Origin of the sequence: Microbacterium sp. UCD-TDU, assembly GCF_000340625.1 — a bacterium.
GTDB classification, from domain to species: domain Bacteria; phylum Actinomycetota; class Actinomycetes; order Actinomycetales; family Microbacteriaceae; genus Microbacterium; species Microbacterium maritypicum.
Window position 1 is genome coordinate 872,956 of record NZ_KB454447.1, and the last position, 22,942, is coordinate 895,897.

At 68.5% G+C, this 22,942-nt stretch carries 21 protein-coding genes; 6 read left to right on the plus strand and 15 right to left on the minus strand.

The genetic code is table 11. From position 1 onward, the window contains the following. Positions 1–112 precede the first annotated feature (112 nt). The gene (locus D514_RS34540; protein ID WP_017830972.1) at positions 113–1,996 is read left to right on the plus strand and encodes a chorismate-binding protein; all 1,884 of its coding nucleotides are present in this window, start codon (positions 113–115) and stop codon (positions 1,994–1,996) included. Between the two features lie 31 nt (positions 1,997–2,027). On the opposite strand, the gene D514_RS34545 is transcribed toward D514_RS34540, so the two are convergent. The 3 genes from D514_RS34545 to D514_RS34555 all read right to left on the minus strand — a co-directional run bounded on the left by D514_RS34545 (position 2,028) and on the right by D514_RS34555 (position 5,008). Beyond that, a complete protein-coding gene (locus tag D514_RS34545; RefSeq protein WP_017830973.1) occupies positions 2,028–3,260 on the minus strand; it encodes an RNA polymerase sigma factor in 1,233 nt (410 codons plus the stop codon). After that, positions 3,257–3,625, minus strand: coding sequence for a YciI family protein (locus D514_RS34550; protein WP_017830974.1), 369 nt, complete (start codon positions 3,623–3,625; stop codon positions 3,257–3,259). The genes D514_RS34545 and D514_RS34550 overlap by 4 nt, the downstream gene beginning before the upstream one ends. A gap of 69 nt (positions 3,626–3,694) precedes the next feature. Beyond that, on the minus strand, positions 3,695–5,008 hold the full coding sequence (locus D514_RS34555) for an RIP metalloprotease (protein WP_017830975.1): 1,314 nt from the start codon (positions 5,006–5,008) through the stop codon (positions 3,695–3,697). Positions 5,009–5,072: 64 nt separating this feature from the next. Between D514_RS34555 and D514_RS34560 the strand changes: the two genes are divergently transcribed. From D514_RS34560 to D514_RS34570, 3 genes are all read left to right on the plus strand, one after another. After that, positions 5,073–5,657 carry a hypothetical protein gene (locus tag D514_RS34560; RefSeq protein ID WP_017830976.1) on the plus strand — a complete coding sequence of 195 codons (585 nt, stop codon included), beginning with the start codon at positions 5,073–5,075 and terminating at the stop codon, positions 5,655–5,657. Between the two features lie 104 nt (positions 5,658–5,761). Further along, positions 5,762–6,445 carry a YcnI family protein gene (locus tag D514_RS34565; protein ID WP_017830977.1) on the plus strand — a complete coding sequence of 228 codons (684 nt, stop codon included), beginning with the start codon at positions 5,762–5,764 and terminating at the stop codon, positions 6,443–6,445. 93 nt (positions 6,446–6,538) lie between these two features. After that, complete coding sequence (locus D514_RS34570; protein ID WP_051056607.1) at positions 6,539–8,161, plus strand: Mur ligase family protein; 1,623 nt, start codon at positions 6,539–6,541, stop codon at positions 8,159–8,161. A 37-nt stretch (positions 8,162–8,198) separates the two neighbouring features. On the opposite strand, the gene dxr is transcribed toward D514_RS34570, so the two are convergent. After that, positions 8,199–9,281: a 1-deoxy-D-xylulose-5-phosphate reductoisomerase gene (dxr, locus tag D514_RS34575; protein WP_017830979.1), complete on the minus strand. Its 1,083-nt coding sequence runs from the start codon at positions 9,279–9,281 to the stop codon at positions 8,199–8,201. A 37-nt stretch (positions 9,282–9,318) separates the two neighbouring features. Continuing rightward, a complete protein-coding gene (locus D514_RS34580; protein ID WP_017830980.1) occupies positions 9,319–10,281 on the minus strand; it encodes an FKBP-type peptidyl-prolyl cis-trans isomerase in 963 nt (320 codons plus the stop codon). Between the two features lie 123 nt (positions 10,282–10,404). Between D514_RS34580 and D514_RS34585 the strand changes: the two genes are divergently transcribed. After that, positions 10,405–11,202 carry a 1-acyl-sn-glycerol-3-phosphate acyltransferase gene (locus D514_RS34585; protein ID WP_017830981.1) on the plus strand — a complete coding sequence of 266 codons (798 nt, stop codon included), beginning with the start codon at positions 10,405–10,407 and terminating at the stop codon, positions 11,200–11,202. Between the two features lie 30 nt (positions 11,203–11,232). Here the strand turns inward: D514_RS34585 and D514_RS34590 are convergent, their stop codons facing one another. Beyond that, entirely contained in the window at positions 11,233–11,727 is a 495-nt protein-coding gene (locus D514_RS34590; protein WP_017830982.1) for an OsmC family protein, read from the minus strand. 67 nt (positions 11,728–11,794) lie between these two features. On the opposite strand from D514_RS34590, the gene D514_RS34595 reads away from it, so the two are divergent. Continuing rightward, positions 11,795–12,790, plus strand: coding sequence for an asparaginase (locus D514_RS34595; protein ID WP_017830983.1), 996 nt, complete (start codon positions 11,795–11,797; stop codon positions 12,788–12,790). 35 nt (positions 12,791–12,825) lie between these two features. Here the strand turns inward: D514_RS34595 and D514_RS34600 are convergent, their stop codons facing one another. The 9 genes from D514_RS34600 to atpA form a co-directional block, all read right to left on the minus strand. Then, positions 12,826–15,579: an FtsK/SpoIIIE domain-containing protein gene (locus tag D514_RS34600; RefSeq protein ID WP_017830984.1), complete on the minus strand. Its 2,754-nt coding sequence runs from the start codon at positions 15,577–15,579 to the stop codon at positions 12,826–12,828. Between the two features lie 57 nt (positions 15,580–15,636). Further along, positions 15,637–16,434, minus strand: a complete 798-nt coding sequence (locus tag D514_RS34605) for a PP2C family serine/threonine-protein phosphatase (RefSeq protein ID WP_017830985.1) — start codon at positions 16,432–16,434, stop codon at positions 15,637–15,639. Positions 16,435–16,518: 84 nt separating this feature from the next. Further along, on the minus strand, positions 16,519–16,677 hold the full coding sequence (locus D514_RS39030; protein WP_017830986.1) for a hypothetical protein: 159 nt from the start codon (positions 16,675–16,677) through the stop codon (positions 16,519–16,521). An 89-nt stretch (positions 16,678–16,766) separates the two neighbouring features. Further along, a complete protein-coding gene (locus D514_RS39035; RefSeq protein ID WP_186004853.1) occupies positions 16,767–17,648 on the minus strand; it encodes a DUF5684 domain-containing protein in 882 nt (293 codons plus the stop codon). A gap of 147 nt (positions 17,649–17,795) precedes the next feature. Further along, the gene (locus D514_RS34615; protein WP_017830987.1) at positions 17,796–18,542 is read right to left on the minus strand and encodes a YaaA family protein; all 747 of its coding nucleotides are present in this window, start codon (positions 18,540–18,542) and stop codon (positions 17,796–17,798) included. A 76-nt stretch (positions 18,543–18,618) separates the two neighbouring features. Further along, the gene (locus D514_RS34620; RefSeq protein WP_017830988.1) at positions 18,619–18,879 is read right to left on the minus strand and encodes a F0F1 ATP synthase subunit epsilon; all 261 of its coding nucleotides are present in this window, start codon (positions 18,877–18,879) and stop codon (positions 18,619–18,621) included. 2 nt (positions 18,880–18,881) lie between these two features. Next, positions 18,882–20,336 (minus strand): F0F1 ATP synthase subunit beta, encoded by a 1,455-nt coding sequence (gene atpD, locus D514_RS34625; RefSeq protein WP_017830989.1) that lies wholly within the window; start codon positions 20,334–20,336, stop codon positions 18,882–18,884. A 21-nt stretch (positions 20,337–20,357) separates the two neighbouring features. Continuing rightward, positions 20,358–21,254 carry a F0F1 ATP synthase subunit gamma gene (locus D514_RS34630; protein ID WP_017830990.1) on the minus strand — a complete coding sequence of 299 codons (897 nt, stop codon included), beginning with the start codon at positions 21,252–21,254 and terminating at the stop codon, positions 20,358–20,360. Between the two features lie 19 nt (positions 21,255–21,273). Continuing rightward, the gene (atpA, locus tag D514_RS34635) at positions 21,274–22,914 is read right to left on the minus strand and encodes a F0F1 ATP synthase subunit alpha (RefSeq protein ID WP_017830991.1); all 1,641 of its coding nucleotides are present in this window, start codon (positions 22,912–22,914) and stop codon (positions 21,274–21,276) included. Between the last annotated feature and the right edge of the window lie 28 nt (positions 22,915–22,942).

Consider the following 22,942-nt stretch of genomic DNA (forward strand, 5'->3'; position numbering starts at 1 on the left):
TCACCTGGTGGCCCGCCTTCTAGGCGGTGTGTTCGCGTTCCCACGAATTCAGACCGCCGACCTCGGCGGTCTTTTCGTTGCGCCGAGCCGGAGCACAGCACAGGAGACATCGATGACCCTCTCACGACTCGCCGAGCTCAGCGCCGATCCGACGGCGTCCTTCGTGCTGATCGCACGTGACGGCGCCGACACCGTCGAGCTGCTCAGCGGGGAGGTCGTCGACGTCGATCTGCTCGCGGACATCCCGCTGACCATCGACGGCACCCCTCGCGAGGTGTTCTCGATGGTCCCCTATCGCCAGGTGCGTGAACGCGGATTCGTCGCCCAGGACGACGGCACGCCGCTGCGGTGCATGATCGTCGACGAGCACCTGCACCTGTCCACCGCGGAACTTCTCACGGCGCTCCCCCGCACACCCGTCGCGCTCCACGACGACGGCTTCGACATCGCCGACGCCGAGTACGCCGCGATCGTCGAGAAGGTCATCGCCGAGGAGATCGGGCGTGGGGAGGGTGCGAACTTCGTCATCCGGCGCGATTTCACCGCCGGCATCGACGTCGACGACCGGACGGCCGCCCTCACCTGGTTCCGTGCGCTGCTCACGCACGAACGCGGCGCCTACTGGACCTTCGCCGTCGTCACTCCCGGCCACATCGCCGTCGGCGCCAGCCCGGAGGCCCATGTGGTCGCCCGCGAAGGCGTCGTCACGATGAACCCGATCTCCGGCACGTTCCGTCACCCGGCCGGTGGTTCGACGAAGGAGACGCTGATCGACTTCCTCGCCTCGACCAAGGAGACCGAGGAACTGTTCATGGTCGTCGACGAGGAACTCAAGATGATGAGCGCCGTGTGCTCCGACGGTGGGCGGATCACCGGCCCCCACCTCAAGGAGATGTCGCGGCTCACGCACACCGAGTACATGCTTCGCGGACGCAGCTCCCTCGATCCGCGCGACATCCTGCGCGAGACCATGTTCGCGCCGACCGTCACCGGGTCGCCCATGCAGAACGCGTGCGCCGTCATCCGTCGCCACGAGCACGAGCCCCGCGGCTACTACTCCGGAGTCGCCGCCCTGTTCACCCCGAACGCCGACGGCGGCCACGACCTGGACGCGCCGATCCTCATCCGTACCGTGTACCTCCAGGACGGCACCCTCCGCGTGCCGGTCGGTGCGACGCTCGTTCGACACTCCGACCCGATGGGCGAGGTGTCCGAGACGCACGGCAAGGCCGCCGGCGTGCTGGGGGCCATCGGAGCGATCGACCGGGACCGCGTCGCCGAGGCACGCAGCGATGCGGACGCTCCGGGCGCTGCACGTGCCCTCGCCGACGACCCCGCGATCGCCGAGCTGCTCTCGTCGCGCAACGCCCGTCTGGCCGAGTTCTGGCTCAACCCGCAGGGCGAGGAGTTCACGGGCCCGTTCGCCGGACACTCCGCCCTCGTCGTGGATGCCGAGGACCGGTTCACGACCATGCTCGCCCACCAGCTGCGCCATCTGGGGCTCGCGGTGACCATTGCCCCCTGGAGCGAGGTGCGCGACGCCGATCTGGATGCCGCAGACCTCGTCGTCGCAGGCCCCGGTCCCGGAGATCCGCGGGATGCGGAGAACGCGCGCATCGCCAGGATGCGCGCCGTGGTCGCCCACCGGCTCGATTCCGACGCACCGCTGCTCGCGGTGTGCCTCAGCCACCAGATCCTCGCCGACCGGCTCGGCATCTCGCTGACTCCGCTCGATACCCCGCATCAGGGTCTGCAGAAGTCCGTGCCCGTGTTCGGAGAGGATGCCTCGATCGGCTTCTACAACACCTTCACCGCGCGGGTCAGCCCTGGCACGACCACGGTCGGGGATACCGACGTGTCGGCGGATCCCGACTCCGGCGATGTGTACGCACTCCGCGGAGCGCACTTCGCCTCGGTGCAGGGGCATCTCGAGTCGATCCTCTCGCGCGACGGGATCCGCACGCTCGAGCGCCTCGTGTCGCACGCCCTCGCCTGATCCACCACCTGATCGATCGGACCAGGGTCGGTCAGGGCTCGAGCGATACCCGGGAGCGGAGCAGGCGTCGCTCCGCGTCGTTCACCGCGCGCTCGTGGGCATCGCGGAGAGCGGAGACAGCCTCGTCTTCTCGTCCGGCTCGCCGCATCAGGTCGCCGCGCACGGCATGCCAGAGGTGGAAGCGCACCAGATCGTCATGAAGGGCCTCCACCTCCGCGAGCGCGTGCTTCAGGTCGCCGGTCTGCCCGACCGCGACGGCGCGATTGAGACGAACCACGGGCGACGCGTCGTGGACGAGAAGCAGGTCATAGAGCGCGACGATCTGTGCCCAGTCCGTGTCGGCGAACTGCTGCGCATCGGAATGACACGCAGCGATGGCCGCATGCAGCTGCCAACGACCTGACCGCCGCATCCCTGCAGCGCGCGAGAGCGCTCGATGGGCATCGCGTTGAAGCGCAGCGTCCCACCGCATCCGGTCCTGATCGGCGAGCAGGACCATCTCGCCCTCGAGCGCGCGCGCCGGCTCTCGGCTGCGATGGAACCTCAGCAGCGCCACGAGCCCCCATGCTTCAGGTTCACCAGGGAGGGCGTGCGCCACGACCTCCGCCAGCCAGAGTGCGTCTTCTGCGACGTCGCGATCCGCCCCGGAGTCCGAGCCCGGCAGGAGGTGCGCCATGTTGTACATCACAGAGATCACGGTGAGGACCATGTCCAGGCGCGGTGCCCGCTCCCCGCCCTCCGGCACGCGCAGCGGGATCCCTGCCGCGCCGATCCTGCGCTTGGCGCGCACGATGCGCTGTCCGACGGCGGCCGGAGTGCTCATCGTCGCCCTGGCGATCTGCTCGGTCGTCAGGCCGCACACCGCGCGCAGGGTGAGCGCAAGCTGTGCGGGCTCGGACAGCGCCGGATGGCAGCATCCGAACAGCAGTGGCAGTCGCTCGTCCATTTCGGTGTCGACCAGCGGCGCCCGGTCGGAGAGGATCGCGAGCTTCTGGCGGTAGCGCTTGTCGCGGCGCAGCCGATCGAGTGCGTTGTGGCGCGCAGCCGTGGTGAGCCACGCGGCCGGATTCGGCGGGACTCCCCTCACGCGCCATCCGACCAGCGCTTCGGCGACAGCCTCGGCCACGGATTCCTCCGCGAGATCGAGGTTGCCGAGCGATGTGGTCAGAGCCGCGACGATCCGGGCGGACTCGCCTCGGACCACCCGCTCCAGGGCGCGATCGGATGCCGCATCCCCCGATGACGCGGCATCCGAGGCGTTCACTGCTCGAACTGGCTGTAGTCCGTCACGATCGGACGGATCTCGACCGAGGTGCCCTCGAGCTCCAGCATCGGCCACGTCCGCGCCAGGGCTATCGCGGCGTCGAGGTCGGGCACATCGATGAGAGTGAAGCCGCCGACGGCCTCACGCGCCTCCGTGAAGGGACCGTCGACGACGACTGCACCCGTGGCCCCGTGTCGCACGGTGGTCGCCGCATCGACCGGCTGCAGTTCTGCGCCGCTGTCCTCGATCGAGTCGGCGTTGTCCTGGAACCACTGGTAGACACGCGCGTACACGTCTTGAGCGACCTCCGGCGAGACGGCGGCGTCGTGCGCGGGGGTGGATGTGAACATGATGACGTACTTCATGAGGTTCGTCCTTTCGTCTTGAGAACCGTTTCACCCCTTCAGCGAACGGACAAGGACGAATTCGACACCTCAGCCGAGAAGATTCACCGGGTTGAACAGATCGGCGACGAGCAGCAGCGCTCCCATCGCGATCAGAAGCACCGCGACGACGACGGTCAGCGGCACGAGCTTGGTCGCATCCACGGGCGCCGGCGGCGGCCTGCGGAAGAGCTTGGCCCACGCGCGCTTGATGCCGTCCCACAGCGCGACGACGATGTGACCGCCGTCGAGCGGGAGCAGCGGGATGAGGTTGAAGACGAACAGGGCGATGTTCAGCGAGCCCAGCAGACCGAGCAGGAAGGCGAACCTGTTGAGGATCGGCGCATCGGTCGCGGCGGCTTCTCCTGCAAGGCGTCCGACCCCGACGACGCTCAGCGGTCCGTTCGGGTCGCGCTCACCGCCGGTGACGAGGGAGACGCCGACGTCCCACAGACGCACAGGGAGCGTGACGATCATGGATGCGACCCGAGCGGTGCTGTCCGCGGCCATCTCGGGGCCGGCGGTGAGGGGCTGCTGCACGTACCCCATCTGCGCCCCCATGCCGACGTAGCCGACCTCCTTGACGACAGGCTTTCCCGCGTCGTCGAGGACCGGCTGTCCGCTGGCGTCGGTGATCGTGCGCTCTGCCGCGATCGGCGTGAGGCGCAGCGACTTCTCCGCCCCGTCACGTCGCACCACCATGTCGAGCGTCTCGCCCGGTGCCGCCTGCACGATCGTTGTGGCCTCGGCGAACGTCGACACCGGCTGTCCGTCGACGGACACGATGACATCCCCCGGCTTGATCCCGGCTTCTGCGGCGGGCGAGGCCGGGTCATCCGGTGTGCACTCGGTCGCCGTCGAGCCCGCGGGCACCACGCATTCGGTCACCGAGGCGATCGTGGTGGTTCCCTGCTGCAGGCCGATCCCCGACAGCAGCACGGTGAAGATCACCGTGGCGAGCACGAGGTTCATGGCGGGACCGCCGAGCATCACGACCACGCGCTTCCACACGGGCAGGCGGTAGAAGACACGATCTTCCGCGCCCTCCGCGATGGTCTCGTCGTTCGCGCTGCGCGCATCCTGGATCAATGAGCGGAAGACGCCGGAGGCCGGACCGGAGCTCTTCGAGGCCGGGTACATGCCGGACATCGAGATGAAGCCCCCCAGCGGAAGCAGCTTGAACCCGTACTCCGTCTCGCCGATGCGCCGAGACCACAGTCGCGGGCCGAAGCCGATCATGTACTGGCCGACGCGCACGCCGAAGAGCTTCGCGGGGACGAGATGCCCGACCTCATGCAGGCCGATCGACAGCCCGAGGCCGATCAGCATGAACAGGATGCCGGCCAGATAGAGCAGGAATTCCACGTGCCAACGTTAGTGCCCCCAGCTAGGAATCCGCCCGGCGCCGCGGCGCAGCTAGGCTGAGAGCGTGAATGCCCGGCAGCTGCGACTCGTGCGCGCTGCCGCCGTATCCTCGGTGGCGACGTTGCTCGCCGCACTGTCCCACACTCTGGGCGGCGGAGCGACTCCGCATGCGCTGCTGATCCTCGCCATCGCGACTCTGGTCACACCGCTGTCGGCCGTGCTGGTCGGCGTCAGGCAGTCGCGCGGCCGCGTGGCCGTGGCGGTCTTCCTCGCGCAGGGCGCCTTCCACGTCCTGTTCCAGCTGCTGGGCGCCCCGACGGGTACGACGCCGATCGCCGGCGGCGTACACTCCCACCATCTCGACGTGGCGCTTCTCGGGTCTTCATCCCCCGCAGCGGCTCCCGGCGCACTGATGCTGTTCGCGCACGTCGTCGCGGCCGTGCTCACCACGATGCTGGTGTGGCACGCGGAAGCGGTCGTGCGCATCGTCGCCCGCTGGGTCGACGCACTCTTCCGACGCGCATCCGCGCTGGCGCCCGCGATGCATCGCCGACCGCCTCGGCTGCGTTCGGTCACCGTCGTCTCCTTCGACGCCGCCGTCTCGGCCGCTGTGCCCAGACGCGGTCCTCCTGCGCTCGCCCGCGACTGATCCGTCGCACCGGAGTCCGCCGTCCCCCGACGGGGCGGCATCACCCCTTTCGCGGAGACGCGCCATCGTGGCGCGCCCGCACTTCGAGCACCAGGAGATCTCTCATGTCCCGCAACACCCGTACCCGTCGTCTCAGCCTCGCCACCCTCGGCGTCCTCGGCGGAGCCACCCTCGCCCTCGCCGTCCCCGCCATGGCCGGCGCCCACGTGGGTGTCAGCCCCGATGAGCTCGCCGCAGGAGACCACGGCGTGCTCACCTTCTCGTTCTCCCACGGCTGCGAGAACTCCCCCACCACCGCCCTGCGCATCACGATGCCCGAGGGCCTCGCCTCGGTGGCGCCGACCATGGACAGCGACTGGAACATCGAGGTCGAACGCGGTGATGACGGCCTCGTCAGCGCCGTGACCTACACGGCCGTCGCGCCGGTGCCCACCGACCTTCGCGGCGCGGTGAGCATGGGAGTCGGCCTGGACGAGAACACGCCCGACACACTGGCATTCCCCGTCGTGCAGGAGTGCGTCGAGGGTTCGACCGCGTGGACGCAACTCGCCGAGAACGGCGAGGACCCGCACAGCCTCGACGCACCCGCCCCGGTCGTCGCGGTGACCGCGGCCACCGCCGGCGAGCACGGAGAGCACGCCGAGACCGAGGACGCCGACAAGGGCGACGAGGCCACCGCCACGTCCGCGGTCTCCGACCCCCTGGGGGTGGCTCTCGGCGCCGGAGGGCTCGTCGCCGGCTTCGCCGCCCTCGTGGTTGCGATCCTCGCCTACCGACGCCGCGCCTGACGGCGTGCACGGCCCCTCGCGCTGCGCTCTCCGGAGCGCGAGGGGCCGTGCCGCGAGTGGTTCCCACCGCGGTCGTGAGATCATGGATCCGCCATGTCGATTGAACAACAACCGAGCTTGCCTCCCGTGCTCCGCCCCGCGAACCCGCCCCGGCGTGAGCTGTCCGAACTCGCTTCCCGTTTCGCCCGCACCGTTCGCGGTGATGTCGACGGGATCGCCCTCACCGGCATCACCCTCGCGACGGCGGATCTCCGCCCGGGCGAGGCGTTCGTCGCCATCCAGGGCGTCAATCGGCACGGTGCGGACTTCGCTGTCACCGCCGCCGAGAAGGGCGCCGTCGCCGTCATCACCGACGAGGCCGGCGCCGAGATCGCAGAAGCGGCGGGACTCCCGATCCTCGTGGTCGATGACCCTCGCGCTGTGCTCGGCGACCTCAGTGCCTGGGTCTACGGCACCGGAGCCGGCGACCCGCTCCCGTTGCTGTTCGCGACGACCGGCACCAACGGCAAGACCAGCGTCTCCCACCTGCTCGAAGGCATCCTCGATCAGATCGGCGTCGTCACCGGACTCTCCTCCACCGCCGAACGTCACATCGCCGGCGAGGTCATCGTCTCGAGGCTGACCACCCCCGAAGCCTCCGAGATGCACGCGCTGCTGGCACTCATGCGCGAACGCGCGGTCGAAGCCGTCGCCGTCGAGGTCAGCGCGCAGGCGCTCTCACGCCACCGCGTCGACGGCATCCGGTTCGACGTCGCCGGCTTCACCAACCTGAGCCACGACCACCTCGACGACTACGCCGACATGGACGAGTACTTCGAGGCGAAGCTGCCGCTGTTCCGCCCCGATCGTGCCGAGCGCGGCGTCATCTGCCTCGACTCCCCCTCGGGGGCGATCGTCGTCGACCGTGCCGAGATCCCTGTCGTCACGGTGGGCACTCCGTCCATCGCCGCAGACCCCGAGGCCGCGACCGCCGCGGACTGGGTCGTCGTCATCGACGAGGAGCGGGCAGCCGGCACCACGTTCACGATGACCGGCCCTGCCGGTTCCCTCACGACAACGGTCCCGGTGATCGGGCCGCACATGGCCGCCAACGCCGCCCTGGCGATCGTGATGCTGCTCGAGGGCGGCTACGCCTGGGATCGCATCGTCGAGGCGCTCACCCGCGACGGCGGTATCCGCGCGTATCTCCCCGGTCGCACCCAGCTGGTCTCCGGATCGACCGGCCCGGCCGTGTTCGTCGACTTCGGTCACTCCCCCGACGCGTTCGAGAAGACGCTCGCCGCCGTCCGCCGCGTGACCCCGGGCAAGGTGCTGATGCTGTTCGGCGCCGATGGCGACCGCGATGCGAGCAAACGCTTCGACATGGCGCGCACCGCCGTCGAAGGCAGCGACATCCTCGTGGTCACCGATCACCACCCGCGCTTCGAGGACCCAGCCTCCATCCGGGCGACTCTCATCGAAGGCGCCCGCAGGGCACGACCGGATGCCGAGATCCACGAGGCCTCGCCGCCCGAGAACGCGATCGTCACCGCGGTCGGACTCGTGGGCGACGGCGATGCGATCCTCTGGGCAGGCCCCGGACATCAGGACTACCGAGACATCCGCGGGGTCCGCACGCCCTACTCGGCACGCGAGCTCGCCCGCCGGGCGCTGCGCGCCGCCGGCTGGCCCGTCCCCGACTCGCGCTGGCCGGTGCCCTACCCCGACGAGGACTGATCCGAACGCCGGGGCGCAAAACGCCCTGGCGGACTCCTCAGACGGCCGCGATCATGCGGTCGGCGGTCGCACGCGCCCAGGATTCGGCCGCGGCGAGAGTTTCGACTGTGAGTACGTCCGGCGCATCATGCGCGTCGATGACACGGGCGATCGTGTCGACGATGCCGAGGAACGAGAGTCGTCCCTCATGGAACGCGTCGACGGCCTGCTCGTTGGCCGCGTTGTAGACGGCGGGGAACGTACCGCCCGCGCGTCCGACGGCTTTCGCCAGTGCCACGGATGGAAAGGCGTCTGCATCGAGCGGCTCGAAGGTCCAGGAGGTGGCGGACGACCAGTCCAGCGGTCGCCCGACACCACCGACACGGTGCGGCCAGTCCAGGCCGAGAGAGATCGGCAGGCGCATGTCGGGCGGCGAGGCCTGAGCGATCGTGGAGCCGTCGATGAACTCGACCATGGAGTGCACGATCGACTGCGGATGCACGACGACGTCGATGTCGTCATACGCGATGTCGAAGAGCAGGTGCGCCTCGATCACCTCGAGTCCCTTGTTGACCAGGGTCGCGGAGTTCGTCGTCACCATGCGCCCCATGTCCCATGTGGGGTGCGCGAGCGCCTCCGCCGGGGTGACCTCGGTCAGTTCCGTGCGGCTGCGTCCGCGGAACGGACCGCCAGATGCCGTCACCACGAGCCGCCGCACCTCTGCGTGGGTGCCGGCGAGCAACGCCTGCGCGAGCGCGGAGTGCTCGGAGTCCACAGGGACGATCTGACCGGGAGCTGCCGCGGCGAGCACGAGGTCGCCGCCCACGATGAGGGACTCCTTGTTCGCGAGGGCGAGTGTGCGGCCCGCCTTCAGCGCCGCGAGGGTCGAACCGAGCCCGATCGAGCCGGTGATGGCGTTGAGCACCACGTCGGCTTCGACATCGCGGACGAGCTGCTCGGCCTCGACGGCTCCGAGAGCGGTGGACTCGACCTGGAACTGCGCGGCCTGGGCCTCCAGCATCTCGGCGTTCGAACCGGCGGCGAGACCGACCAGCTCGAATCGACGAGGGTTGGCCCTGATCACATCCAGTGCCTGGGTGCCGATGGAGCCGGTGGAGCCGAGGACGATGACGCGACGCATAACGCCAGCCTAGGTCACGCCCACGGCTCCGCCTCGGTTACTGCTGCTGCTGGACCGGGGTCGTAGCGAGGATGTCGACGACGAACACGAGGCTCTCCTTCTGGAGTTCGTGTCCCTCGCTCGCGCCGTAACCGTCGGACGGCGGCATCACGACGATGACCTGAGAGCCCACCTGCTGGCCCTCGAGAGCCTTCTGGAAGCCTGCGACGACACCGGTGGTCTGGAACTGCGCCGGGGCGGCATCGCGGCTCCAGCTGGAGTCGAACTCCGTGCCGTCCGACCACTTGACACCCAGGTACTGCACGACGACGAGATCACCCGAGGCGACCGTCGCCCCGTCACCCTGCTTGAGGACGGCGACCTTGGTCTCGGTCGGCGCGTCGCCGTCCGGGATCGTCACGGTCGGGGCGCCCTTGTCGTCGAGCTTGACGGTCGGCATGCCAGGGGTCGGGTCGACCGGCGTTCCCGTCGCGACCTCCGGGAGCTGCTCGACCGCTTCGGCGTAGACGACCTTGGCTGTGCCGCCGTCGCCGAAGACCTTGCCGGGAAGCGCCAGGACCACCTGGGTGCCGAGGGGCTGGCACTCGAGCGCGGCGATGAACAGTGAAGCGTTGTTCTGATCGAGGAGGACGGAGGCTTCTCCTCCGTCGCTGCGAGCCGAGGAGTCGACGATCTCACCCGTCGCGGCTTCGATGATCTGGAACTTCACGCCCACGAGGTCGTTCGCGACGACCTCGTCGCCGTCGCCCTTGGAGATGATCGTGCGCTCCACGTCGGCGAACGGCGCGTCCGCCGGGACGGTGACCTTCGCGTCGAGGCCTTCGCCGTCGACGACGACCGCGTCGGACGTCGCACCGGGCTGCGCGTTCAGCAGACATCCGCTGGACGCGCTCGGCGAAGGCGTGCCGGAGCTCTCCGGCGCAGCGCCACCGGCACAGCCCGCCAGCAGAAGGGTCGCCGCGGCGACAGTGGACAGAACGATGAGCGGACGCTTGCGCACAGTGAGACCTCGGGATCGCGGGCAGGAAACTCCATCCTGCCTCATACCCCTTTGCTCGCGCTGGGAGGCGCGGCGCAAGTCTTCATTCCCACGCTGGCATGGATCCGGGAGTAATCTGCTCTGATGACCTCTGAGCAGTCCGTCGAGCCCGAATCCTCGTCACCGGAGGAAGCCTCGTCAGAGGAGACGACGAAGCCGCGTCACGCCGGGTTCGCCTACACGCTCGGCCGCAGCCTCATCACCCCTCTCGCTCGGCTGGTGTACCGTCCCCGGATCGAAGGGCGCGAGAACGTCCCCCTGAGCGGTCCCGTCATCTTCGCGAGCAATCACCTGTCCTTCATCGACTCGATCGCGATCCCGGTCGCCGCACCCCGTCCGGTGCACTTCCTTGCGAAGTCGACGTACTTCGAGGGCACCGGCTTCAAGGGCTGGATGAGCAAGACGTTCTTCGAGTCGATCGGTGCGATCCCGGTGCGCCGCGGCGCCGGACAGGCCGCCCTGGACGCTCTAGACCTGCAGCGTCAGCTCCTCGACGAGGGACTCGCGGTCGCGCTGTACCCGGAGGGCACCCGCTCCACCGACGGCCGACTGTACAAGGGCCGCACGGGCGTCGCGTTCCTCGCGCTCCAGACCGGCGCACCCGTGGTCCCGGTCGGTCTGATCGGCACCGACAAGGTGATGCCGGTGGGGGCGAAGATGCCCACGCTCAAGGAGCGCATCACGGTGCGCTTCGGCGAACCGCTCGACCTTTCCCCGCACGGTCCGGCGACCAGCGGACGGGCGCGTCGACTCGCCACGGATCAGATCATGGCCGCGATCCACGGTCTCTCCGGCCAGGAGCTCGCGGGCGCGTACAACGAGGCACCTGCGCAGGGCACGATCGAGAAGATCAAGCAGGCTCTGCCGCACGAACGTCGCTGACGCGGCGGGAGCCCGTGGCCGGGCGCGTGGTCAGGCGAGAGCGCTGACCGTCGCCTGGTGACGCACCGGGAAGTTCATCGAATTCGCGATGAAGCACCACTCGTTCGCCTGGGTGTGCGCCCGCTCGGCCGCCTCGACCATCGAGGCCTCGGCGACGACGACTTCTGGGCGCAGCAGCACCTCCACGAACGAGCCACCGCCTGCGCCGTCTTCGCGCATCACTCCGCTCGCGCGGTCACGGTAGGACACCACGACGACGCCGGCAGTGACACACGCGTGCAGATACGACAGCAGGTGACACTCCGAGAGGGATGCCAGCAGAAGGTCTTCCGGATTCCATCGTGAGGGGTCACCGCGAAACGGCTTGTCCGCTGACGCGAGCAGATCGGGCTTTCCGCCGACCTCGATCGTCACGTCGCGGCGGTAGTCCCGGTAGCCGGTGGTTCCGGTGCCGGTGTTGCCGGTCCACGTCGCGGTGAGCGCATAGTGGTGTTCACCGAGAGTGCGCGAGGTCGTCTCTGCCATGGGATCAGTCTGTCAGGCTCCTCCGACACGACGTGAGACGGCGCACACCCCGGGCTAGAGTTGACGGGTGCTGGAGACTCTCACCGTTCAGGATTCCGTGGAACTCGCCGTCGTCGAGAGGAGCGGATTCGTCGAATCCCGCCACGCCGGTGCGGCCGTCGTGCTCTCCCCCGACGGCGACGTCGTCGCCCGTCACGGCAATGCCGATGCGCTGATCCTGCCGCGCTCCAGCCTCAAGCCCCTGCAGGCCATCGCCTGCATCACCGCCGGCGCGGTGCTCGAGGGTGAGCAGCTGGCGATCTCGACGGCGAGCCACATCGGTACCGACCGTCACGCCTCGGTGGTACGCGACATCCTCACCGAGGGCGGTCTCACGGAGGACGCCCTGGGCTGTCCCGCCGCCTGGCCGAGCGATTCCGCGACACGCGATGAGCTCGTTCGTGAACATGGTGAGCCGACGCGGGTGCGCATGAACTGCTCCGGCAAGCATGCCGCGATGCTGCGCGCCTGTGTGGCGACGGGCTGGCCGACCGCTGGCTACCTCGATCCCTCTCATCCTCTGCAGCAGCACATCCGCGACGTCGTCGAGCGCCTCACGGGCGAGAAGATCGCGCACACCGCGATCGACGGGTGCGGCGCGCCGGTCCACGCCATGACGCTGACCGGTCTGGCGCGCGCGATCCACCGCATCGGCACCGCTTCGGATCGTTCGCCCTTCGCTCTTCACCGGGTGGCCGGCTCCCTCGTCCGCGCGGTGCGCGAGAACCCCTGGACGATCGAGGGCCCAGGCCGCCCCGACACCATCGCGACGGAGACGCTCGGCGTGTTCACCAAGTACGGCGCCGAGGGCGTCATGGTGATGGTCGCCCCCAACGGAACGACCGTGGCGCTGAAGATGCTCGACGGGGCCACTCGCGCCTCGACGATCGTGGCCGCAACTCTTCTCGCCCGCGCGGGAGGGCTGAGCGACGCCGACGTCGCGGCTCTCAGCGGCGCGCTGCCGCTCGCCGTGCTCGGCGGCGGAGCGGACGTCGGTGCCATCCGTCCCGGTGCCGGGATCTGACGCCGCGTCTTCCTCTCCGCCGCGGGCGAGGATGCTCATGCCGGCGACAGCTCGGCGAGGTGGACACGTCTCGGCGAACGCGCGCCGATCACCGACCACGCCCGGCCTGCATGCGGGCGCGCGTACGGCGGAAGATCGCGCGCGCCGACCAGTTGACGGAGGTCGGCCGGGTGCTCGCAGCGAATGAGCACCTCACCGACTGACCTGACGCGCTGCCACACGGGCCAGTTGCGCTGCCACGTCTCCGCATCCGCCACCACGATGCACCGAGGTCCCACACCTTTGGGCTCGGTGCCGACGGCCACCACCTCGCATGCAGGATGCGCGTCGCGCATCCTGGCGATCACTTCCTCGGCCCCGGGGCTGACGACGCCAGTGATCGCAGATGTCGGAGCCCACGCCGCCATCGCCGGTGCCGCGGTCCTGTGGACTTCGCTTTCGTCGACCCAGGCCACCTGTACTTCGTGGTCGCCCATCCTGCCTCGCCCGGGAGCGCGGTCGCGCACGAAACCCGACGGCTCTCCCCCAGCCGCCAGATGCTCCACGCGGTTCGGCATGCGCAACAGCACTCGACGCGGCAGCAGATCGAGCACCCGTCCCAGCGCTCCGCTCGCCCTGGTCGCGCTCAGGAGGAAGGTCGTCCCCCGCGCTGCACGAAGCACCTGCTCCCAGCGGTGGACGAACTGCTGGCCGTACTCCGGTGGCAGAGCGGCCGTGAGCGCGTCCAGGTCGTCGCCCAGCACGACCGCAGGAGGACGCTCCCGCCCGTCCGCCCATGCGGCGAGCAGATCCCACGCGTCTTCGGGGTCGCTCGGCAGCCAGAAGGCGTCGCGCCGCTGCGCCGCGACCGTCCTCAGCGCCGAGGTACGGCCGGAGCCGGGCGCACCGAGAAGCGCGAGTCCTCGCTCGTCTCCGCACCGCAGCAGCATCGCTGGCTGCGACTGGCGACCGGGGTCGTCGGCGCGACCGAGGACGACCGTATCGGGCGACGGCCCGACGTCGTCGATGACCTCTGCGAGCCGGAGGACGGCAGGCAGTGCGGGAAGCCACGGGCTGGGCGGCGCATCTGCGTCCGCCCACCGCATGCCGACGTCCCTCAGATCGGCCGCCCCGGTCAAGGCGACGCGGACCGCGACGGGCTCGTCGTCCGCAGGCCGCCGCACAAGTCCGTGCCCGCGTGCGCTCGCGTCGCCCGCGAGCATCGCCGCCGCGTCCGTGCTGATCATGAGTCGGCTGTCTGCGACGTCTCCGACCCGCAGACTGATGCGAAGCGGGCAGTTCGCGGCCAGTGCGTCTCTGATGATCCCGGACGCACGCTGCGTGCCGATGATGAGATGCATGCCGAGCGCGCGGCCGCGGGCTGCGATGTCGGTGAACACCGCGCCCAGGTCGGGGTGTTCTGAAAGCAGGGCCGCGAACTCGTCGACCACGATGACCAGCCGCGGCATCGAGACATCACGCACATCACGAACTCCGGCAGCGGCCAGCACTGCCTCTCGCCGCCGCAGCTCCGCGGTGAGGCTGGAGACGCCGCGCCTGGCGCCTTCCTCGTCGAGGTCGGTGATGACGGCGACCACCTGCCGCAGCGCGCGCAACGGCTCGAATGCGGTGCCGCCCTTGAAGTCGGCCAGCACGAAGTTCACGCGGTCCGGTCCGTTCACCGACGCGATGGCCGTGACCCAGCTGACGAGCAGCTCGCTCTTGCCCGTCCCCGTCATCCCGGTCACGATCGCGTGCGGGCCGTCGCCGACGATGTCGACCGTGATGCTCCCCCGCTCACCGCGTCCGATCGTCGCGGCCAATCCGTCGGCGTCCTGAGGCTGCGCGAGCTCCGAAAGCGACACCGCGTCGGGGAGCACCTCGACCTCGTCGCCCCGATGCGCGAGCTCTGCACCCACGGCGCCTGCTTGTGCGAACGACAAGCACTCGACGGCGATAGGGGCCGAGCCGCTCGGGGTGCGTAATGTCCCCCGTCGCGGTTCGATGATGTCGATGACCGTCGTGATGCCCTCTGGCACGTCTTCCTCGACCGAGGCCAGCCAGATCATGGCATCCGCCTGCGGCCGTCTCTCGCCGATCGACGCGACCCCCACCCGGAAGCCGCCTCGATGCCCACGTCGGGTATGCGGGAGACTCTCGAGCCCGTAGGCGGCGAGGGCGGTACCGCCCGGATCTGAGCCGACCAGGGATAGTTGCGCGGCGCTGAAGCGCAGACACAGCTGCACGATCAGGGCCCTCGCCGCCGCCTGGGTCAGCGGTCGTGGGCCTCGGAGACAGATGCCTCCACCGATCGGCACCGCGATAGGCGCATCCTCGACGACGCCGCATCGTTCGCGGAACTCCCGTCCACGCGCATCATCCCCGCGACTGCAGCGCACCTCACTGGTCGCCACGCCTGCGCCGACGACGACAGGCGTGGTCACGTCGAACGGTTGAGCGCCACGAAGGGGCGGCTGCGCGATGCAGTTAGCCGCGTCGGGGCGCCGCTGCCAGAGCGACTCGCGCTCGTCGCTGTGCCGACGGAGCAGCTCTGCCTCGGCTTCGCCCCACTCCGCTTCGTTCCGCTGCGCACCCTGTCGGCGCTCGCGACGCCGGGTGCGTGCCGAGTCGACGAGCGAGGCCGCGATCATCAGGGGCCCCAACGCCGCGAAGCAGAGCGCGAGCAGCGAGCCGGTGACCGCCCACAGCACCACGCCCGCAGCGATCGGCACGAGCACCGCCATTAACGGCAGCGAGGCACGACGCGAGGCGGCCGGAGCCGTCGGAAGTACGATCGGAAGGGAGTCCATTCCCCCAGTGGATCGCATCGCGATCCTGGGGTGAGCGCTGTCCACAGCGCGGGACGGTTACTCCGCGGTGTTCTCGATTGGGGAGGACGAGTCCTCTTCTGCCGTCACCTGCACGATGATGAGCGTGACGTTGTCCCGTCCGCCGTTCTCCAGAGCTGCCGCGAGCATCGCATCGACGGCAGCGCCCGGGTCGTGGTGTTCCCGGAGAAAGTGCTGGATGCCGTAGTCGGTGAGCTCTTTGGTGAGACCGTCGGAGCAGATGACGAAGCGGTCCCCCGCGCGCACGTCGATGGAGACGTAGTCGGGGGCCGTGAGCTCGCTCGCTCCCACCGCGCGGGTGATCACGTTGCTGTACGGATGCCCTTCGGCCTCTTCCGGGCTGAGTTTGCCCGCCGTGATGAGTTCCTGCACGACCGAGTGGTCTGTCGTGATCTGCACGAGTCGATCGTCACGGAGCAGATACACCCGGGAATCGCCGATGTTCAGTGCGATCCAGCGGGATTCGTCACCGTCGGAGTCGAAGTAGACCCCCGTGAGCGTCGTCCCGGTGCCTTCGTCGGTCGTCTCCGGGTGGTCGGCGATGTCACCGACAGCCAGCTCGAGCGCATTCTCGATCGACGGCCCATCGACCTTGCCGGAGGAGACCACGGCCTGCAAGCGCGCGACCGTGCTCTGGCTGGCGATCTCGCCACCGGCATGACCACCCATCCCGTCGGCGACGATGAACAGCGGGTAGTCGGCCAGGAAAGCGTCCTGGTTCGTCTCGCGGCGTCGGCCTTGATCGGTGATCCCGGACCACGACAGCAGCAGCGGGCGCTGCGCAACCGTGATTCGGTGCGTCTTCGTCTCAGCCACGTGCTGCCTCCGATGGGCCTGCGGCGGATCGGACGGTCGCAGGATACTCACAACACATCGTAGTAGAAGTCGCGCGCACCTCGATCACCCCTGGGCTCCAGCATCCACCGGCAACGGGAAGAACTCGTCGATGACGACCGGATGAGGGGTCGCCGTGACGGCACGTCCGAAGCTGTTGCAGCCGAGGCCCGGGGAGGACACGAGGAGACCGGAAGCACCCACGCGGCGCTGCGACAAGATCATGTCATCCACGTTAGCGGCCGCTGAGGATCGTCTACCACCCGAGACGGCACAGGGCCCTCGACCGGAGTCGAGGGCCCTGTGTCAGACGATCACGCCGGAGGCTGCGTGGGGTCGGTCGGCGGAGCTGCGGGCGGTGCCGGCGGAGCTGCAGGCGGTGCCGGCGGAGCTGCAGGCGGTGCCGGCGGAGCTGCAGGCGGCGCGGTCGGAGGTGCAGGCGGGGTCGCCGGCGCCGCGGGAGGAGCCGGCGGCGTGGTCGGCGGAACCGGGGGAACCGGTGCGCCGGTCGCCGGAGCTGCGGGGCCTGCAGGCGGTGCGTAGCCGGGCTGAGCGGGCGGTGCGTAGCCGGGCTGAGCGGGCGGCGCGTAGCCGGGCTGGGCCGGCGGCGCGTAGCCCTGCGCGGGGGGTGCGTAGCCCTGGGGAGCGCCGTAGCCGGCCTGCGGAGCCGCAGCCGATGCCTGAGCGGGGATCCCGTCCCACACCGTGCGGTCGCCGAGCAGGCTGTTCGCTGCCCAGGAGGCGGGCTGGATGCCCGCGTTCCACCGCGACTTGTCGAACGCGTTGATGCCGAGCCACACCGGCGGGAGGAAGAAGTACAGAACGACCCAGACGGCGTCCTTCTGCAGCTTCAGGCCGACCCGCCATGCGGCGATCAGGTCGACGACGCGACCGGCGATACCGATCAGCGGGAGGATCAGGAACCATCCCAGGAACGGGATGATCGAGCCGATGATACCGCCACCGATCAGGTACAGAACGAGCCAGGGACTCAGGTCACCGAGCTTGTAGAAGATCATGGTGCTGTAGACGGGCACCCAGGCGCGCCACTTGCCCTGCACTCCCGCCTTCTCGAAGATCTTCATGTAGAACCACGAGTAGAGCGCGTAGATGGCGAGTGGCAGGATCGTGTAGACCAGGATCAACGCGACCAGCGCGCCACCTGATAGGCCGCCATAGCCGTAGTAATCGTCCATAGTTCCCTCCAGAAAATTCATGATGCGGCATCATGCGCTGATCACACTAGCGCGTCACGGGGTTTCCCCGCAGATCTCTTTCGCCGTCGGGCGCGTTCAGATCACCACCCGTCCGCGAACGAGCCGGCTGCGTCGCCTTGAGGCGACTCACTCCTCGACGACGAGCTCGAGAGTGCCCGGTTCTGCGCCGTCGCGGAAGACGATCCCTCGCTTCTGCGCCCACGCGCGAAGGCCACGGAGCGAGCTGACACGAGGCCGGTCCTCGGCGATCGCGCGCACGAGGAGACCCTTCGACTTCTTGTTGAAGTGGTTGAGGGCTCTTCCGTGTGCGGTCACCACCCGCACGTACGCGGAGGAGACGGACCCCGGTACGGGTCCGAGTGCGACGTAGGCCTCGCTGCGCAGGTCGAGGACGAACGACGGGTCGGCCTCGGCGATCGCGGCGGAGGTGGCTTCGGCCCAGTGCCGGCGAAGCGCCGGGAGTCCGGGGAGTGAGGTCCCCGCCGCGAGACGGTAGGCGGGAAGAGCGTCGAGGGCACCGACCGGGCCCAGCGGAGCACTGTGGATCCACACGTGCTCTCCCAGCCACCGTCGGGAGACCGCGGAGAGGGAACGCGCATCGAGCGCATCGAACAGCACGCCCGTGTACCGGTCGATCGCCGGCATGGTGGGCGACGATCGAAGCGCCCTGTTGTGCGCGATGTCCCCCCTCTGCCGCTCGCTCAGCTTGAGCACGCGTCGTGCGGCCTCTTCATCGGAGGCGAGGTCGATCAGTGCCTCGAGGACCGCCGACCGCCGTTCGTTGAGCGACGGAAGCACCAGCGAGTCGAGATCGAGAGGGGAACCGTCGCCACCCTCGTGTTTGGTCTCCGACGGAGGGAGCAGGATCTTCATGAAACCTCGGTGGATACAGACGCGTCCGCCTCGGAACCCGTGCGGGTGCCGAGGCGGACGCGTGAAACAGGTACTGCTAGGCAATGAGAGCCGCGTTGCCGGCAACGATCGTCAGGGTGTCGCCCTCCATCGAGAGGAACCCGTCCTGCGCGTTGGCCAGCACCTTGGTGCCATCCGACTGGGTGATGCGAACCTGGCCCTCGGCGAGGATGGCCAGCACCGGCTCGTGGCCGGTCATGAAGCCGATCTCACCCTCGACGGTCTTGGCGACCACGAGGCTCGCCTCTCCCGTCCAGACCTCCGCATCAGCGGAGACGAGGCTGACGTGCAGCGCCATGGTCAGCCGTTCTCCTTCTGGATCTTCGCCCACTGCTCTTCGACGTCGGAGATGCCACCGACGTTGAAGAAGGCCTGCTCGGCCACGTGGTCGAAGTCACCGCGGGTGATGGCGTCGAACGACTCGATGGTCTCCTTCAGCGGGACGGTCGAACCCTCGACGCCCGTGAACTTCTTGGCCATGTAGGTGTTCTGCGAGAGGAACTGCTGGATGCGACGTGCACGCGACACGACGATCTTGTCTTCCTCGGAGAGCTCATCGACACCGAGGATGGCGATGATCTCCTGCAGTTCCTTGTTCTTCTGGAGGATCTGCTTGACCGTCGTGGCGACGCGGTAGTGGTCCTCGCCCAAGTAGCGGGGGTCCATGATGCGCGACGTCGAGGTCAGCGGGTCGATGGCCGGGTACAGACCCTTCGAGGCGATCTCACGAGAGAGCTCGGTCGTCGCGTCGAGGTGGGCGAACGTGGTCGCCGGAGCCGGGTCGGTGTAGTCATCGGCGGGCACGTAGATCGCCTGCAGCGAGGTGATCGAGTGACCGCGCGTCGAGGTGATGCGCTCCTGGAGCACACCCATCTCGTCGGCGAGGTTCGGCTGGTAACCCACGGCGGAGGGCATGCGGCCCAGCAGCGTGGAGACCTCGGAACCGGCCTGCGTGAAGCGGAAGATGTTGTCGATGAAGAGCAGCACGTCCTGCTTCTGCACGTCACGGAAGTACTCCGCCATCGTCAGAGCCGACAGGGCGACGCGCAGACGCGTTCCCGGCGGCTCGTCCATCTGGCCGAAGACGAGGGCCGTCTTGTCGAAGACGCCCGCCTCTTCCATCTCGTGGATGAGGTCGTTGCCCTCACGGGTGCGCTCACCGACACCGGCGAACACCGACACACCACCGTGATCCTGCGCGACGCGCTGGATCATCTCCTGGATGAGGACGGTCTTGCCGACACCGGCGCCACCGAACAGACCGATCTTTCCACCCAGCACGTACGGGGTCAGAAGGTCGATCGACTTGATGCCGGTCTCGAACATCTGAGTCTTGGACTCGAGCTGGTCGAAGTTCGGCGCCTTGCGGTGGATCGGCCAGCGCTCGGTGACCTCGATGGTCTCGCCGGGCTCGAGGTTGAGCACCTCGCCGATGACGTTGAACACCTTGCCCTTGGTCACGTCGCCGACGGGGACCGAGATGGCCTCACCGGTGTCGCGGACTTCCTGGCCGCGGACGATGCCGTCGGTCGGGTTCAGGGCGATGGCGCGGACGAGGTCGTCGCCGAGGTGCTGAGCGACCTCGAGCGTGATCTCGGTGGACTCTTCGCCCATCGCGATCGTGGTCTTCAGCGCGTTGTAGATGTCGGGGATCGAGTCATGAGGGAACTCGATGTCGACAACCGGACCGTTGACGCGTGCGACGCGCCCGACGACCGCGGTCGCCGGCTGGTCAGCCGGAGCGGTGAGGGTCATTTTCGTCTCTTTCCTGATGGTCTATTTGCTCGAGAGGGCGTCGGCACCGCCGACGATCTCGGCGATCTGCTGCGTGATCTCCGCCTGGCGCGCGTTGTTGCGCAGACGGGTGTAGTCGGTGATGAGCTTGTCGGCGTTGTCGCTGGCCGACTTCATCGCCTTCTGCGTCGCCGCCTGCTTCGCGGCAGACGACTGCAGGAGAGCGTTGAAGACGCGGCTCTGGATGTACACCGGCAGGATCGCGTCGAGAACGGTCTCGGCATCCGGCTCGAACTCGTACAGCGGGTAAACGGTGTTACCGGCTTCCGACTCATCGGCTTCCGTGATCTCCAGCGGGAGCAGACGCACGGATTCGGGCGACTGCGTCATCATGCTGACGAAACGGTTGTACACGAGGTGGATCTCATCGACGCCGCCGTCCTGTCCCCCGCGGGAGAAGGATTCGAGAAGCGTCGCGGAGATCTCCTCCGCGGTGTGGAACGACGGGGTGTCCGTGTCGCCGGTCCACTCCGCAGCGGCGGCGAGGCGTCGGAACTGGAAGTATCCGACGGCCTTGCGACCGATGAGGTAGAAGACCGGCTCCTTGCCCTGCTCGCGCAGGAGCTCTGCGACCTCGAGACCCTCACGGAGGATCTGCGAGTTGAAGGCTCCGGCGAGACCACGGTCCGAGGAGAAGATCACGACCGCGGAGCGGGTGATGTTCTCGGACTCGCGGGTCAGCGGGTGATCCACGTTCGAGTGCGTCGCGACGGCCGACACGGCCCTCGTCACGGCTCGCGCGAAGGGGGTGGACGCTTTGACGCGTGCCATCGCCTTCTGAATGCGCGAAGCCGCGATGAGTTCCATCGCCTTCGTGATCTTCTTGGTCGTCTGAGCAGAAGAGATCTTCTGCTTGTAGACCCTGAGTTGAGCGCCCATATGTCAGTACCTCACGCGGTTACGCGCGACGACCCTTGACGATCTTCTCCTGGTTGACGTCCTCAGCCTCGGCTGCAGCGTGCTCCTCGTGACCCGGGGCGCCGATGGCGTGTCCCTTGCCACCCTGGAACTCCAGGATGAAGGCATCCGTCTGCTTCTCGAGCTCTGCGACCGTGGCGTCATCGAGGACGTTGGTGTCGCGGAGCGTCTCGAGAACCTTGGTGTTGCGACGCAGGTAGTCCAGGAGCTCGCGCTCGAAGCGCAGGACGTCCGAGACCTCGATCGAGTCGAGCTTGCCGTTGGTGCCGGCCCAGATCGAGACGACCTGCTCCTCGACGGGGTACGGCGAGTACTGCGGCTGCTTGAGCAGCTCGGTCAGACGCGCACCGCGGGAGAGCTGACGACGCGAAGCCGCGTCGAGGTCGGACGCGAACATCGCGAACGCCTCGAGGGAGCGGTACTGCGCCAGCTCCAGCTTCAACGTTCCGGAGACCTTCTTGATCGACTTGACCTGAGCGTCACCGCCGACTCGCGAGACCGAGATACCCACGTCGACCGCGGGACGCTGGTTCGCGTTGAAGAGGTCGGACTGGAGGAAGATCTGGCCGTCGGTGATCGAGATCACGTTGGTCGGGATGTAGGCCGAGACGTCGTTCGCCTTGGTCTCGATGATCGGGAGACCCGTCATGGAACCGGCGCCGAGCTCGTCGGACAGCTTCGCGCAACGCTCGAGCAGACGCGAGTGCAGGTAGAAGACGTCACCCGGGTAGGCCTCACGGCCCGGCGGGCGGCGCAGCAGGAGCGACACGGCGCGGTAGGCCTCAGCCTGCTTCGACAGGTCGTCGAAGATGATGAGGACGTGCTTGCCGCCGTACATCCAGTGCTGGCCGATGGCAGAACCCGTGTAGGGAGCCAGGTACTTGAAGCCGGCGGGGTCGGATGCGGGAGCAGCCACGATCGTGGTGTACTCCAGCGCACCGGCCTCTTCGAGGGCGCCCTTCACCGAAGCGATGGTCGAGCCCTTCTGACCGATCGCGACGTAGATGCAGCGAACCTGCTTGTTGACGTCGCCCGACTCCCAGTTGGCCTTCTGGTTGATGATCGTGTCGATCGCGATGGCCGTCTTACCGGTCTGGCGGTCGCCGATGATCAGCTGACGCTGTCCACGACCGACGGGGATCATCGCGTCGATGGCCTTGATGCCGGTCTGCATCGGCTCGTGCACCGACTTGCGCTGCATGACGCCGGGCGCCTGGAGCTCGAGGGCGCGGACGCTCTCGGTCTCGATCGCGCCGAGTCCGTCGATCGGGTTGCCGAGCGGGTCGACCACGCGGCCGAGGTAGCCGTCGCCGACCGGAACCGAGAGGACCTCGCCGGTGCGGGTGACTTCCTGACCCGCCTCGACACCGGTGAACTCGCCGAGGACGACGACACCGATCTCGTGCTCGTTCAGGCTCTGCGCGAGACCCTTGGTGCCGTCGGCGAAGATGACGAGCTCGTTCGCCATGACGCCGGGCAGTCCCTCGACGTGCGCGATGCCGTCGGCCGCGTCGATGACGGTGCCGACCTCGGTCGCCCCGGCCCCGGAGGGCTCGTATGCTGCGGCGAAGTCCTTCAGCGCGTCACGGATGACGTCGGGGCTGATCGATAGTTCTGCCATTGTCTTCCCTTTGTATCTGGGTGCGCGG

Excerpts from the sequence above, each read along its gene's own strand:
- D514_RS34615 (WP_017830987.1), bottom strand. The coding sequence starts at position 18,542 with ATGAAGATCCTGCTCCCTCCGTCGGAGACCAAACACGAGGGTGGCGAC.
- D514_RS34565 (WP_017830977.1), top strand. The coding sequence starts at position 5,762 with ATGTCCCGCAACACCCGTACCCGTCGTCTCAGCCTCGCCACCCTCGGC.
- D514_RS39030 (WP_017830986.1), bottom strand. The coding sequence starts at position 16,677 with ATGATCTTGTCGCAGCGCCGCGTGGGTGCTTCCGGTCTCCTCGTGTCC.
- D514_RS34550 (WP_017830974.1), bottom strand. The coding sequence starts at position 3,625 with ATGAAGTACGTCATCATGTTCACATCCACCCCCGCGCACGACGCCGCC.
- D514_RS34585 (WP_017830981.1), top strand. The coding sequence starts at position 10,405 with ATGACCTCTGAGCAGTCCGTCGAGCCCGAATCCTCGTCACCGGAGGAA.
- atpA (WP_017830991.1), bottom strand. The coding sequence starts at position 22,914 with ATGGCAGAACTATCGATCAGCCCCGACGTCATCCGTGACGCGCTGAAG.
- D514_RS34540 (WP_017830972.1), top strand. The coding sequence starts at position 113 with ATGACCCTCTCACGACTCGCCGAGCTCAGCGCCGATCCGACGGCGTCC.
- D514_RS34590 (WP_017830982.1), bottom strand. The coding sequence starts at position 11,727 with ATGGCAGAGACGACCTCGCGCACTCTCGGTGAACACCACTATGCGCTC.
- D514_RS34570 (WP_051056607.1), top strand. The coding sequence starts at position 6,539 with ATGTCGATTGAACAACAACCGAGCTTGCCTCCCGTGCTCCGCCCCGCG.
- D514_RS34600 (WP_017830984.1), bottom strand. The coding sequence starts at position 15,579 with ATGGACTCCCTTCCGATCGTACTTCCGACGGCTCCGGCCGCCTCGCGT.
- D514_RS34620 (WP_017830988.1), bottom strand. The coding sequence starts at position 18,879 with ATGGCGCTGCACGTCAGCCTCGTCTCCGCTGATGCGGAGGTCTGGACG.
- atpD (WP_017830989.1), bottom strand. The coding sequence starts at position 20,336 with ATGACCCTCACCGCTCCGGCTGACCAGCCGGCGACCGCGGTCGTCGGG.
- D514_RS39035 (WP_186004853.1), bottom strand. The coding sequence starts at position 17,648 with ATGGACGATTACTACGGCTATGGCGGCCTATCAGGTGGCGCGCTGGTC.
- dxr (WP_017830979.1), bottom strand. The coding sequence starts at position 9,281 with ATGCGTCGCGTCATCGTCCTCGGCTCCACCGGCTCCATCGGCACCCAG.
- D514_RS34630 (WP_017830990.1), bottom strand. The coding sequence starts at position 21,254 with ATGGGCGCTCAACTCAGGGTCTACAAGCAGAAGATCTCTTCTGCTCAG.